Source organism: Streptomyces sp. V4I23 (genome assembly GCF_030817975.1).
Classification (GTDB): domain Bacteria; phylum Actinomycetota; class Actinomycetes; order Streptomycetales; family Streptomycetaceae; genus Streptomyces.
The window spans coordinates 2,508,546-2,521,447 of the sequence record NZ_JAUSZW010000004.1 but is presented as its reverse complement, the minus strand read 5'-3'; the positions used below and the strand labels follow the sequence as shown (position 1 = coordinate 2,521,447).

Sequence of the window (12,902 nt, the reverse complement as noted above, 5' to 3'; positions counted from 1 at the left end):
GTCCGCCATGTGGGACGTGACGCGCATCTCTTCATGGTCACAGGGCACCTCACGGGCGCTAACCTCCGCCAGAGAGCGAACATGTAAACAGCTGTTAAGGGGTGCCGCAGTGGCCAGGAAGCTCGCCGTCATCGGGGCCGGACTCATGGGGTCCGGAATCGCGCAGGTCTCGGCCCAGGCCGGCTGGGACGTCGTACTCCGCGATGTCACCGACGAGGCTGTGACCCGCGGCCGGGACGGCATCAAGGCGTCGTACGACAAGTTCGTCTCCAAGGGCAAGCTCGAAGCCGCCGACGCCGAGGCCGCGTTGGCCCGCATCACCACCACGACCGATCTGGACGCCGTCGCCGACGCGGACATCGTCGTCGAGGCCGTCTTCGAGAAGCTCGAGGTCAAGCACGAGATCTTCCGTGCGCTCGACAAGCTCGTACGGGACGACGCCGTCCTCGCCTCCAACACCTCCGCCATCCCGATCACCAAGATCGCGGCCGTGACGGAGCGTCCGGAGCGCGTCGTCGGCACCCACTTCTTCTCGCCGGTGCCCATGATGCAGCTGTGCGAGCTGGTCCGCGGCTACAAGACGAGCGACGAAACGCTCGCCACCGCCCGGGAGTTCGCCGAGTCGGTCGGCAAGACCTGCATCGTCGTCAACCGCGACGTCGCCGGTTTCGTCACCACCCGCCTCATCTCGGCGCTCGTGGTCGAGGCCGCGAAGCTGTACGAGTCGGGCGTCGCCAGCGCCGAGGACATCGACATCGCCTGCAAGCTCGGCTTCGGTCACGCCATGGGGCCGCTGGCCACCGCCGACCTGACGGGCGTCGACATCCTGCTGCACGCGACCAGCAACATCTACACCGAGTCGCAGGACGAGAAGTTCGCGCCGCCGGAGCTGATGCGCCGGATGGTGGATGCCGGTGACATCGGGCGCAAGAGCGGGCAGGGCTTCTACAAGCACTGACCATATCGACCGATTCGGTATCGCCCGCCGGGGTGAATTCGGTATCGGTTCGCTTACAAACAGCAACCCCTCCAGGTGCCGGGCAGTCAGTTGTTGCTAGACGAAGAAGTATCGGTTACGGGGTAGCGAAGAGTTCTCGGGGAGCGCATATGCACATCAGGGGCGACCACGCCGAGCTGGTCGTCGGGGGCCGCCTCGACGTCCGCAGCGCGGCGGACGCCCGTACGGTCCTGCACTCGGCCGTCGACGACGGAGTCGGCGACCTGGTGCTCGACCTGACCCATCTCGACTCCTGGGACGCCACCGGGCTCGGGGTCATCATGGGCGCGCACAGGCGGGCCGGCCGGTGCGGCCGCCGCCTGGTGCTGCGCGGTGTCCCGCCGCAGATGCAGAGGCTCCTCGTCGCGACCCGGCTGCACCGCATCCTCGCGATCGAAGGCGGCCTCGCGGCCGAATCCCTGCCCCGGGTCTGACGCGGGTCCGATCGGGCACGACGGTACGAGCCGCCCGGGACGGCACGAGACTCACGTGACGGCATGAGCCCCACGGGACGGCATGAGTCGCGCAAATCTCCCGAGACCGTGACGTCCCAGGCGGCGCGGGACCCCGCCGGTTCCGCCACGCCGACAGAGCGTCTAGGGTTCAGGCGCCCACCCTTGTGAAGGACCCATCAGGTGGGCACCGGACCGAAGCGACGGCGAGCGTGCAGAAAGGCCGGGAGGGCATCCGCACGCGGCTCGGGCCCCGGGATCGGCAGATCCCGGCGGCGCGAGGCCAGGCGAACCGTATCTGGGGGCTTTCACCATGGACAACGACAGCTTCGGCGAGGGCGGCTTCGGCGACGGCGGCAGCTTCGGCAACGGCGCGGCACGGCCGCCGCGCGACGCCGTCACTCCGGCCGCGAAGGCCGCACCGGCGCACGCGCGCACCGTCAAGGTCGTCTCGGGCGACTTCCTGCTCACCGTCAACCCCGTCGACGGCAGCGAGATCGAGCCCTGCCCGCCCGGGGAGCAGCCCGCGCGGCCGGTCCGGCGCACCGCCGCCGAACGCGTGGAGCGGCAGCGCGCCGCGCTGCCTCCCGTGCCGCCGGGGCCCGCGTCCCCGCGGCTGCCGCTGCTGGAACGGGGCGAGGAGCGGGAGCGGCTCGTCCGCCTGCTCGGCCAGGGCCGATCCGTACGGCTCACCGGCCCCGCGGGCTCCGGACGCAGCACCCTCCTCGACGCGGTGGCAGAGGACTGCGCGGACCTCGCGCCCGACGGTGTCATACGCCTCAACGGCCACCACCGCACCCCCGGGGAGCTCCTCCAGGAGCTCTTCACCATCGTCTTCTCCGCGCCCGGCCACCGGCCCGACCGGAACGCGCTCGCGGGATTCGTCCGCGACATCGGGGCCGTCGTCGTCCTCGACGACCTGGAGTTCGGCGGCGCCGCGCTCGACGAGCTGCTCGACGCCGCTCCCGAGTGCGCCTTCCTGCTCGCCACAACGCCCGACGTGCCCGCGCCCTCCGCGGACTCGCCTCTCGAAGAGGTCTTCCTCGGCGGCCTCGGCCGCGCGACGGCGCTGGAGCTGCTCTCGCACATCGTGGAGCGGCCGCTCACCGAGGACGAGTCGAACTGGGCGGGCGACCTCTGGTTCGAGTCCGAGGGCCTGCCACTGCGCTTCGTGCAGGCCGGTGGGCTGCTGAGGCAGGGCGACGAGCTGCGCGGGGATCCGGAGGCTGTGGACGAGTTCGCGGCGTTCGACGCCGCGCAGGGCCGGGACGTACCGCTGCCGACGCTGGGGGAGGGGGCGGCGCCCGCGCCGCTGCTCGCCTCGCGGCTCAGCGAGTCCGCGCGGCAGACCCTGCGGATCGCCGTCGCCCTCGGCGGCGAGGTACCGCACCAGGCACACCTGCCGGCGCTCGTCGGCGACACCCACGCGGACGCGGCGCTCGGCGAACTCATGGGCTGCGGGCTCCTCTCCCCGGTCGGCACGCGCTACCGGCTGGCGGCCGGAGTGCTCGCGCAACTGCGGGAGAAGGGCTACGACAAGGACTCCGTCGCCCACGCGCACACCGCCGCCCAGCATTACGCCTGGTGGTCGGGCCACCCGTCGGTCACGCCCGAGCGCGCGATGGCCGAGTCGGACGCCGTGCTCGCCGCGCTGGGCGCGCTGGTCTCGGGCGGCCGGGACGCCGGGCACGCGGGCGCGGCCGTGCGGCTGGCCCGCGCTGCCGCGCCCGTGTTCGCCGCGGGGCTGCACTGGACCGCCTGGGAGAAGGCCCTCCGGGCCGGCTCGGAGGCCGCCAGGATCGCGGGCGAGGTCGCCGAAGACGCCTACTTCCACCACGAGTTGGGCGTTCTCGCGCTCTGCACCGGCAACCTCGAGCGCGCCAGGGCCGAGCTCGAGGCCTCCATCGGGATGCGCGGCGCGCTCGCGGACAAGCGCGGCACGGTGGCGGGGCGGCGGGCGCTGGCGCTCGTCGAGGACCGTGCGTCGGGGCTGACGCCCAAGCCCGAGGCGCCGACGATACGTACGGAGACCCCGGCGCAGCCCGTGTCCCCGCTGTCCGGGCTCACGGCCACGACGTCGCAGCTGCCTCGTACGGGACCGGAGGACGAGCCCGTGACGCCGGCGACCGCCACCGCGCCGCCGTCCCGGCGCGGTCTCGCCCTCCTCGGCGCCCGGCGCAACGTGGTCGCGGCGGGAGCGGGTGCGCTGCTCGCGGTCGTCCTCGGCACGGTGGTGACGCTCGGGGCGGCCTCCGACAAGGAGGAGGCCCCGGCGGACAACGTCAAGAACGGGCAGCAGACGGACGGGGACGACTTCACGGAGGACTGGGAGACGCCCCAGGACCCGGCGGACGACGGGTCGCAGAAGCCGGACGACAAGGGCGCGACGAAGAGTCCGACGTCGTCGGCGGTGCCGGGCACGTCCACGGCCCCCGACGCGCCGGCGGCGCCGGGCGAGACCCCGTCGTCGACGCCGTCGCAGCCGGGCAGCCCGTCGGAGACGGCGCAGGCGCCGCGTCCGACACCGACGCGCTCCACGCCGAACCCGCCGTCGACGCCGCCGAAGCCGTCCCCGACGGAGACTGCGCCCACGGGTACGCCGTCGCCGTCCGACACCGAGACGTCGTCGTCCCCCGGCGGCGAAACATCGGCAAGCGGCCCGTCGGCCCCGGAGAGCTCGTCCGCGCCGGTGATGTAGGGGACCGACGTCTCCGACGCCGTGCCGCGTCCCCGGCGGGGACGCAGCCTCTGCGCGACGCGGCTTTCGGCCGCGGGCCGCGCCGGGGCGCCCTGGCCGGCATGGCCGACGAGCCCGCCTGCGCTGTCGGCCCCCGCCTTGCGGGCGTGGCCGTTGACGCCGTCGCCCGCTGCGCGCGACCGGTACAGCGGGCGCACCCTCACGCCCCCGTCGGCAGGGCCTTCTCCGCAGCGGGCGTCGGCATGCGCCCGGCCCGCGCCTCCCTGCCTCCCGGCATGCAGACGCAGCCCACACTCGCTCTGCGGGCCGCGTCGGCCATGGCGCAGCCGCCCGCGCTGTTGGCCCTCCGTCTTGTGGGCGCGGCCTTGCTCGGCTTTCGCGGAGCGGCCGTTGTCGCCGTCGGCCGCAGGCCGAGCTTCGGCGCGCGACCAGTACCGCGGGTGCACGCACTCGCGCCTGCCGGCGCACCCCGCAGCCGCCCCGTCGGCAGGACCGTCTGCCCTGCAGGCGCAGCCCTACGCGTGCCCGGGCTGAGGTGCCCGCGGCGGCCCGCCCCGGCGCAACCTCGCACTCGTCCCGCGGGCGCAGCCCGCACCGCCTTCACCGCCTCACCCGCGCAGCGGCCTCCGCCCGCGGGGGGCAACGGGGCGCAGACCCGTCAGAACAGGCGGAGTTTGTCGTCCTCGATGCCCCGCAGCGCGTCGTAGTCCAGCACCACGCAGCCGATTCCCCTGTCCGTCGCCAGCACCCTGGCCTGGGGCTTGATCTCCTGGGCCGCGAACACGCCCTTCACCGGGGCCAAGTGCGGGTCGCGGTTGAGGAGTTCGAGGTAGCGGGTCAGCTGTTCCACGCCGTCGATCTCGCCGCGGCGTTTGATCTCCACCGCCACCGTCCCGCCGTCCGCGTCGCGGCACAGGATGTCCACCGGGCCGATGGCCGTGGGGTATTCGCGGCGGATCAGGCTGTATCCGTCGCCGAGTGTCTCGATCCTGTCGGCCAGAAGCTCCTGCAGGTGCGCTTCCACGCCGTCCTTGATGAGGCCCGGGTCCACCCCGAGCTCGTGCGACGAGTCGTGGAGGATTTCTTCCATCGTGATGATCAGTTTCTCGCCCGCTTTGTTCACCACGGTCCACACACTGTCGTCGCCCTCCTTCAAGGTGCAGGGAGGCGACATCCAGTTCAGCGGTTTGTACGCCCTGTCGTCGGCGTGGATGGACACACTGCCGTCCGCCTTGACCAGGATCAATCGGGGAGCGGAGGGCAGATGGGCGGTGAGCCTGCCCGCGTAGTCCACGGAGCAGCGGGCGATGACGAGACGCATGGTCGGCAACGCTACTCGACCGACACCGCCCCGCGCGATTCGCCCCGGAAGCCCCCTTCTTATTTGGCCGGTTGTGCTCCCAATCTCCTGGTGCGCTCAAGACACCGCACTTACCGTGGAAGCGGGAGGTTGCCGCTCGTGCACTCTGCGTCGTCTTACGTCGTTCGTATGCCGTCGTTTCGTCCGCTACCTCCCTCCCTGCCCGTAAGGCCCCGTTCGCCCGGGGCCGCGAGAGGAGAACCCATGTCGCTCGACGTCTCACCGGCGCTGTTGGAACAGGCCGAGCGAGGCGAGGTCGACGAAGCAGCCTTCGTCGACTGCGTCCGGACCTCCCTGCCCTACGCATGGGAGATGATCAGTTCTCTGGTGGCTCAGCTGAAGGTGGACGGCGGCGACTTCGCCGACAACCAGACGCCTCCGCCGGACGAGCAGGCACGTGGTCAGCTGCTGCGCGCACTCGCGAGTGACGCCATTCGCGGTGCGCTCCAGCGGCACTTCGGTGTGCGTCTGGCATTCCAGAACTGCCACCGCGTCGCGGTGTTCCCGCTGGACTCCTCGGTGGACGAGCGGCTCGCCCGCTTCACTTCCGTACGGGCCCAGCTGCTCAACCAGTCGCCCGAACTGCGCGACTGCTGAGAACTTCCGCTGCCGCTCAGCCTCGCGGGAGGAAACCGCTCCGGATGGCCGGGGCGGCGGCACTGTGCGCGTTTCACTGAGCGTGTACGCCCCCGGCCGGGTTCGACGGGACCGGCCGGGGCCGTACGGCCGGGGGCGCTCAGGCGAGCTGCGGCAGCACTTCCGCGCCCAGGCGCCGTACGTTCTCCTCGGTCGCCGCCAGATCGCCCGAGCCTTCGGCCAGCAGCGCGAAGCGCGTGATGCCGGTCCGCTCCGCCGTCGCCGCGAGCCGGTCGGCCGCCAGCCGGGGCGGGCCCACCGGATGCAGCGCGCACAGCAGTTCCGTGTAGGCCAGGGGGTCGCGCATCGTGCGGGGCCGGCCGTCGACCGTGACATGCGCCTCCAGGCCCCGCTTGAGCCAGCCGGGCATCGCCTTCACCAAGGTCTCGGTCGCGTCGGCGGCCCGGTCGGCGATCTGGACGACGCCCGCCGACACATGCCCGGCCGCCGCGATCTCGTCGGGGGACCGGCCGCAGGCCCGCGCATGTGTACGCCACAGGGCGACCATCTCCGCCTTCTCCTCGTCCCCGCAGTGCATCCCGAGCAGCATGGGCAGCCCGCGCTCCGCGGCGAGCTTCACGCTTTTCGGGGACGTACAGGCGACGACGACCTCGGGGCCCCCGGGCGGACCGCCGATCAGCTCGTCCGGCCGCGGGACGACCGCGACCTCGCGGAAGGCGTACCGCTCGCCGTCCGCGCCGACGCGCGGCTCGCGAAGCCAACGCATCAGCAGGTCGAGCGACTCGGGGAATCCGTTCTCGTAGGCGGCCGGTCCGGCGCCGAACACCTCCAGGTCGACCCACGGCCCCCCGCGCCCCACGCCGAGCGTGAACCGCCCGCCCGAGGTGAGATGGAGCAGCGCCGCCTGCTCGCCGAGCGCCACGGGATGGGCGGTCGGCAGCACGCTCACGGCCGTGCCGACCCCGATCCGGCGCGTGCGGCCGAGGAGCAGCGCCGAAAGCGTCACGGCCGACGGGCACACCCCGTACGGTACGAAATGGTGCTCCGCCAACCAGACGGAATCCAGCCCGGATTCCTCCGTGACCTCGGCGGTCCGCACCGCGCGGTGCAGCGCCTCCCCCTGCCCCTGGCCCGGGAACTGGGCGGCCAGTACGAAAGTCCCCACGCGCATCGCCTGTAGCCTCCTTGCGGCCGACGCGTCACTCCCCCTACCGGCAACAACGTCTGACACGTGCCAAAGGCACGGCCGGACGGGAAGTTGTTGCGATTGTCCGGTAACCGGCGACCACGGTCCCGCGGCCGGAAGGGCGAGTGCCCCACTTCTCGGCCCGTACGCTGGAAAGGAACTGTTCCGACTCTCTGTGAGGTGTCCACGTGTCCCCGCGCCGCAACCGCCCCCGAGGCGGCGAGAAGCCGACCGAGCGAGCAGCGGGGAGCGGCGACCGGTACGGCGGGTTCGGGAGCAGCGAGACCTGGCAGGGCGAGGACTGGTCGGTGCGCCATGTCGCGGGCGCAAGTGCCGCCGGCAAGACGTACCGCTGCCCGGGCTGCGACCAGGAGATCCCCTCCGGCCTCGCGCACGTGGTGGCCTGGCCCCAGCACGGCGGCCTTGACGAACGACGCCACTGGCACAAGGCGTGCTGGAACGCGAAGGACCGCCGCACCACGAGGGTGCAGCGGTCCCGGAACGCGCCTCGCTACTGACGTCTCAGACGTCGCGGCTGTTGAGCACGGCGAACGCGCCGCCCATCGCCGCCGCGGTGATGCCGAGCATGATCCACACCGGCTCCCAGCCGACCGGGCCCGAGGAGCCGCCGGCCGCGGCCTCGCCGTAGATGCCGATGAGCTGGCTCGGGATGGCGTAGTCGAGCAGGAACTCCTGCACGTCGGCGAGCGATTCCGAGAACATGAACATGGCCGCGACGAGCGGCAGCAGCATCACGCCGATCATGATCGTGATCGCGCCGGCGGAGTGCCGGATCATGGTGCCGACGGCCAGCGACAGCAGACCGATCGAGGCGACGAAGAGCGCCACGCCGACCGTCGCGCGCAGCCACTCGTCGCCGGTGGGCTCGGTGGCCTCGACCATGCCCGTCTGGACGACGGCGACGAGCGCCGCGAAGACCGCCGTGATGGTGAAGACGAGGCCGAAGAAGACGATCGCCTTGGCGGCCAGCACGCGCGAACGGCTGGGGCAGGCGGTCAGGGTTGTACGGATCATGCCCGTGCCGTACTCGGAGGCGATCGTCAGCACGCCCAGCGTGATCACGCAGATCGTGCCGAGCAGAACGCCGAAGAAGCCGAAGCCGAGCGCCGACTCGCCCTGGAGGTCGACGTCGCTGGCGGCCACGATCGCCGCAGTGCCGAGGCCGATGCCCACCATGAGCACGATCATCACGCCGAGCGTCCACATCGTGGAGCGCACCGAACGGATCTTGGTCCACTCCGAGGCGAGGGCGTCCCCGAGGTGGGCGCTGCGGACCGGGATCGGGGAGGCGTACGTCGGGGACGCGGCGCCCGGGTGCTGGTAGGGGGTGGTCATCGGGTGTCCTCGGGCTTGGTCAGGTCGGCGGGGGCGGCGGCAGGGGGAGCGGCGGGCGGCGCGGGCCGAGCGGGGGCGCCCGGCGCCACGGCCGCGTACGGGTTCTGGCCTGCTCCGGGCGGCGGCGGGGCGTACCAGCCCTGCTGCGGGACCTCGGGGATCTGCGGCTGCTGCGGCGGCATGTAGCCCATCGGCGGCTGCTGCATCAGCCCCGCCTTCTGGTCGTCGGTGGAGCGGTAGTCGACGGCGCCCTGCGTCATCCGCATGTACGCCTCCTCCAGGGAGGCCTGGTGCGGCGACAGCTCCCACAGCCGGACGTCGGCCTCGTGGGCCACGTCGCTGATCCTCGGCAGGGCGAGCCCGGTGACGCGCAGCGCGCCGTCCGGCTCGGACATGACCTGCCCGCCCGCCTCGGTGAGCGCAGCGAGAAGCTTCTCGCGCTGCTGCGGGTCGGTCTGCGGCGTGCGCACACGCGCGAAATCGGCCGAGTTGTGCGAGATGAATTCCTTGACGCTCATGTCCGCGAGCAGCTGCCCCCGGCCGATGACGATCAAGTGGTCGGCGGTGAGCGCCATTTCGCTCATCAGGTGGGAGGAGACGAAGACGGTACGGCCCTCGGCGGCCAGCTGTTTCATCAGGTTGCGCACCCACAGGATGCCCTCGGGGTCGAGACCGTTGACCGGCTCGTCGAAGAGCAGCACCTGCGGGTCGCCGAGCAGCGCGGCCGCGATGCCGAGCCGCTGCCCCATACCGAGGGAGAAGCCCTTGGAACGGCGCTTGGCGACGTCCTGGAGACCGACGACGCCCAGCACCTCGTCGACCCGGCGGGCCGGGATGCCGGACAGCTGCGCCAGCGACAGCAGGTGGCTGCGCGCACTGCGCCCGCCGTGCACGGCCTTGGCGTCCAGCAGCGCACCGACCTGCCGCGGCGCGTTCGGCAGCTGCCGGTACGGCCGGCCGCTGATGGTGACCTGCCCCTCCGTCGGCTTGTCGAGCCCGAGGATCATGCGCATGGTCGTGGACTTGCCGGCTCCGTTGGGCCCGAGGAACCCGGTGACGGCCCCGGGCCGCACCTGGAAGGAAAGGTTGTACACGGCCGTCTTGGCGCCGTAGCGCTTCGTCAGGCCGACTGCCTCGATCATTCTCCAGCCCCATCGACTTTCAGGTCGTCGGGGCACAGGCCATGCATGCCGTACGCCCCCGTAAGAGTTAGGAGGATATCCGGGCCTTGACGGTTCCCATCAAGCCCGCGCGCCGTGAGTCCCGGATTCCGCGGCGGCCGCCTCCCGCTCCCGGGCGCCGCGTCCAGGACGCCTACGCGTCCCGCTTCTTGAGCACCAGGACGCCGCCGATCAGCGCCGCCGCCACCCACAGCAGCATGATGCCCAGGCCGCCCCACGGCCCGTAGGCGGAGTCGCCGCTGTTCATCGCGCCCGGGACGACCTGCATGATCTTGGAGCCGGCCTGGTCGGGGAAGTAGCGGGCCACGTCCTTCGCGCCCGGGACCGCGGAGAGGATCTGGGACACCAGGAAGAAGAACGGCATCAGGATGCCGAGCGACAGCATCGAGCTCCGCAGCATCGCCGCGACGCCCATCGAGAAGATCGCCATCAGGCCCATGTAGAGGCCGCCGCCGACCACCGCGCGCAGCACGTTCTCCTCGCCGATCGTGGTGCGGTACTCGCCCAGCAGCGCCTGGCCGAGGAAGAAGGTCAGAAAGCTCGTCGCCATCCCGACCGCCAGGGCCAGCAGCCCGGCCACCGTGATCTTGCCGAACAGGAAGGTGGCGCGCTGCGGAACGGCCGCGAGCGACGTGCGGATCATGCCGGAGCTGTACTCCGTGCCGACCACGAGGACGCCGAAGACGACCATCGCCAGCTGACCCAGCACCATTCCCGAGAAGCTGATCAGCGTCGGGTCGAAGGTGAGGCGCTCGGCCTCCGGCAGGTCGTCGAAGGTGGAGTTCATCAGGGCGCAGAGCGCGGCGCTCATGGCGACCGTGACCGCGAGCGCGCAGATCAGGGTCCAGCGCGTCGAGGAGACCGTACGGATCTTGGTCCACTCGGACTGGAGGACGGCGGGTACGGATGCCATCGGTCAGGCTCCCTTGCTGCGCGGGGCCCACTGCGGGGCGGCGGTGCCGGTGGCGGCAGGTGCGGAGGGCGGTGCGGCGGGGCCGGTCGCATGCGCGTGGTACTCCACCGCGCCGGCCGTCATCTGCATGAACGCCTCCTCCAGCGAGGCGCGTTGGGCGCTGAGCTCGTGCAGAACGATCCGGTGCTCCGCCGCCAGCTCGCCCAGCTGCTCGGTGGACGCCCCGTCGATCTCCAGCGTGCCGTTGCCCGATTCGACGGCGATCAGACCGGCGGCGTGCAGGACGTCGAGCAGCCTCTCCCGCTGCGGAGTGCGCAGCCGGACATAACCGCGGGAGTTCTCGTGAATGAAATCGGCCATCGATGTGTCGGCGAGCAGTCTGCCCTGGCCGATCACGATCAAGTGGTCGGCGGTGAGCGCCATTTCGCTCATCAGATGGGACGAGACGAAGATCGTCCGGCCTTCTGCGGCAAGGGCCTTCATCAGATTGCGGATCCAGTGAATTCCCTCGGGGTCCAGACCGTTGACGGGCTCGTCGAACATGAGAATCTCCGGATCGCCGAGCAGCGCCGAAGCGATTCCGAGCCGTTGGCCCATGCCGAGGGAGAAGCCCTTGACCTTCTTGCGTGCCACCGCCGTCAGTCCGACCACGTCCAGGACCTCGGCCACGCGGCTCGCCGGGATCCGGTTCGCCTGGGCCAGACACAGCAGGTTGTGGTAGGCGCTGCGGCCGCCGTGCATCGCCTTGGCGTCCAGCAGGGCGCCGATGTACTTGAGCGGCTCGTCGAGGTCCCTGTAGTGCTTGCCGTCGATCCTGACCGTGCCGCTCGTGGGGTTGTCCAGGTCGAGCATCATGCGCATCGTCGTCGACTTGCCCGCGCCGTTGGGACCGAGGAAACCGGTCACCATGCCCGGGCGGACCGTGAAGGACAGATGGTCGACGGCGACCTTCGTGCCGAAGTGCTTGGTGAGGCCCTCGAGCTCGATCATGCGTTTCACGCTACGGGCGCGTCATGGCGTCCGCCACCGGGTTCGCCCAACGGACGAGGGCCATTCCGCATAGGGCCGGTGACGCGCGAGTGCCCGGTGCCGCTTCGGCACCGGGCACTCGTCGGATCAGGCCTGCGAGGGCGTCAGCGGGACTGCTGCGCCGGAACCCCGCGGGAGATCGGCTCGTCGTCCGCCGGCGTACCCGCCGCGGCGACGGCCGCACCGGTCAGCGTCGCCAGCATCTCGCGGACGTTGGTGAGCTGGGCGTTGATCGAGTCGCGGCGGTTCGTCAGCGCCGCCAGCTCGCGCTCCGATTCGCTGCGGATGCGGTCGGCCTTGGCGTTCGCGTCGGCCACGATGTCCTCCGCCTGACGCTGAGCGGTCTCCACCGTCTGGCGGGCCCGGCGCTCCGCGTCCGTGCGCAGCTTCTCGGCCTCCAGGCGCAGCTGCTCGGCGCGGTGCTCGATCTCGGCGAGGCGCTTCTCGGCCTTGGCCTGACGCGAGGCCAGGTCGCGCTCCGACTGCTCACGGCGCTTGGCCAGGTTGGTCTCGAAGTCCGCGGCGGCCTGGGCGGCCTTGGCGCGGGTCTCCTCGAAGAGGGCGTCCGCCTCCTCGCGCTTGGACTGCGCGTCCTTCTGCGCGTCGGCACGCAGCGAGTTGGCCTCGCCCTGCGCCTTCTCGACGATCCGAACGCCTTCGTCCTCGGCCTTCGCCTTGCGCTCCGCAGCGAACGCCTCGGCGTCGTTGCGCACCTGCTGGGCGGCGGACTCGGCGAGCTCACGGTGCTGCTCGGCCGCGCGACGGGCCTCCTCTCGCAGGTCCTTCGCCTCCTCCTCGGCGAGACGGAGGATCTTCTCGACACGCGCGCCGAGACCCGCGTACGACGGCTCGGCGTCGTTGACCTGGGCCTGGGCGTTCTGCGTCTCGAGGTGGAGCTCCTCGATGCGCTTTTCCAGAGAGGTGATTCGGGCCAGAGCACTATCACGGTCGGCGACGAGCTTGGTAATGCGGTCATCCACCTGACCGCGGTCGTAACCACGCCGCACGAGCTCGAAGCCGAAGGGGGAGGAAGTGTCGCTCATGGGGTTCCTGTCAATGAGACCGGTGAGGTGTTAGAGGGAATCCTAGGGGCCGAAGCGGCGTGTCATCGAGCGGATGCCGGTTTGATCTGG

At 71.5% G+C, this 12,902-nt stretch carries 12 protein-coding genes; 5 read left to right on the top strand and 7 right to left on the bottom strand.

Going from position 1 to position 12,902, the window contains the following annotated elements:
* Nucleotides 1–109 precede the first annotated feature (109 nt).
* The 3 genes from QFZ82_RS13445 (at nucleotide 110) to QFZ82_RS13435 (ending at nucleotide 4,147) form a co-directional block, all read left to right on the top strand.
* Complete coding sequence (locus QFZ82_RS13445; RefSeq protein WP_307713399.1) at nucleotides 110–958, top strand: 3-hydroxyacyl-CoA dehydrogenase family protein; 849 nt, start codon at nucleotides 110–112, stop codon at nucleotides 956–958.
* A 149-nt stretch (nucleotides 959–1,107) separates the two neighbouring features.
* The gene (locus QFZ82_RS13440; RefSeq protein WP_177147608.1) at nucleotides 1,108–1,431 is read left to right on the top strand and encodes an STAS domain-containing protein; all 324 of its coding nucleotides are present in this window, start codon (nucleotides 1,108–1,110) and stop codon (nucleotides 1,429–1,431) included.
* 331 nt (nucleotides 1,432–1,762) lie between these two features.
* On the top strand, nucleotides 1,763–4,147 hold the full coding sequence (locus QFZ82_RS13435; protein ID WP_307713398.1) for an ATP-binding protein: 2,385 nt from the start codon (nucleotides 1,763–1,765) through the stop codon (nucleotides 4,145–4,147).
* A 658-nt stretch (nucleotides 4,148–4,805) separates the two neighbouring features.
* On the opposite strand, the gene nucS is transcribed toward QFZ82_RS13435, so the two are convergent.
* The gene (gene nucS, locus QFZ82_RS13430; RefSeq protein WP_307713397.1) at nucleotides 4,806–5,468 is read right to left on the bottom strand and encodes an endonuclease NucS; all 663 of its coding nucleotides are present in this window, start codon (nucleotides 5,466–5,468) and stop codon (nucleotides 4,806–4,808) included.
* 243 nt (nucleotides 5,469–5,711) lie between these two features.
* Between nucS and QFZ82_RS13425 the strand changes: the two genes are divergently transcribed.
* Nucleotides 5,712–6,104, top strand: a complete 393-nt coding sequence (locus QFZ82_RS13425; protein ID WP_307713396.1) for an SCO5389 family protein — start codon at nucleotides 5,712–5,714, stop codon at nucleotides 6,102–6,104.
* A 139-nt stretch (nucleotides 6,105–6,243) separates the two neighbouring features.
* Here QFZ82_RS13425 and QFZ82_RS13420 read toward each other — a convergent pair whose 3' ends face one another.
* Nucleotides 6,244–7,275 carry an LLM class flavin-dependent oxidoreductase gene (locus tag QFZ82_RS13420; RefSeq protein ID WP_307713395.1) on the bottom strand — a complete coding sequence of 344 codons (1,032 nt, stop codon included), beginning with the start codon at nucleotides 7,273–7,275 and terminating at the stop codon, nucleotides 6,244–6,246.
* A 203-nt stretch (nucleotides 7,276–7,478) separates the two neighbouring features.
* On the opposite strand from QFZ82_RS13420, the gene QFZ82_RS13415 reads away from it, so the two are divergent.
* Nucleotides 7,479–7,808: an ATP/GTP-binding protein gene (locus tag QFZ82_RS13415; protein ID WP_307713394.1), complete on the top strand. Its 330-nt coding sequence runs from the start codon at nucleotides 7,479–7,481 to the stop codon at nucleotides 7,806–7,808.
* Nucleotides 7,809–7,812: 4 nt separating this feature from the next.
* On the opposite strand, the gene QFZ82_RS13410 is transcribed toward QFZ82_RS13415, so the two are convergent.
* The 5 genes from QFZ82_RS13410 to QFZ82_RS13390 all read right to left on the bottom strand — a co-directional run bounded on the left by QFZ82_RS13410 (nucleotide 7,813) and on the right by QFZ82_RS13390 (nucleotide 12,812).
* Nucleotides 7,813–8,646 carry an ABC transporter permease gene (locus QFZ82_RS13410; protein ID WP_307713393.1) on the bottom strand — a complete coding sequence of 278 codons (834 nt, stop codon included), beginning with the start codon at nucleotides 8,644–8,646 and terminating at the stop codon, nucleotides 7,813–7,815.
* Nucleotides 8,643–9,788: an ABC transporter ATP-binding protein gene (locus tag QFZ82_RS13405; RefSeq protein WP_307713392.1), complete on the bottom strand. Its 1,146-nt coding sequence runs from the start codon at nucleotides 9,786–9,788 to the stop codon at nucleotides 8,643–8,645. The genes QFZ82_RS13410 and QFZ82_RS13405 overlap by 4 nt, the downstream gene beginning before the upstream one ends.
* A 172-nt stretch (nucleotides 9,789–9,960) precedes the next feature.
* Nucleotides 9,961–10,740 carry an ABC transporter permease gene (locus QFZ82_RS13400; protein WP_307713391.1) on the bottom strand — a complete coding sequence of 260 codons (780 nt, stop codon included), beginning with the start codon at nucleotides 10,738–10,740 and terminating at the stop codon, nucleotides 9,961–9,963.
* 3 nt (nucleotides 10,741–10,743) lie between these two features.
* Nucleotides 10,744–11,730 carry an ABC transporter ATP-binding protein gene (locus QFZ82_RS13395; RefSeq protein WP_307713390.1) on the bottom strand — a complete coding sequence of 329 codons (987 nt, stop codon included), beginning with the start codon at nucleotides 11,728–11,730 and terminating at the stop codon, nucleotides 10,744–10,746.
* 143 nt (nucleotides 11,731–11,873) lie between these two features.
* The gene (locus QFZ82_RS13390; protein WP_177147618.1) at nucleotides 11,874–12,812 is read right to left on the bottom strand and encodes a cellulose-binding protein; all 939 of its coding nucleotides are present in this window, start codon (nucleotides 12,810–12,812) and stop codon (nucleotides 11,874–11,876) included.
* Nucleotides 12,813–12,902: the final 90 nt, after the last annotated feature.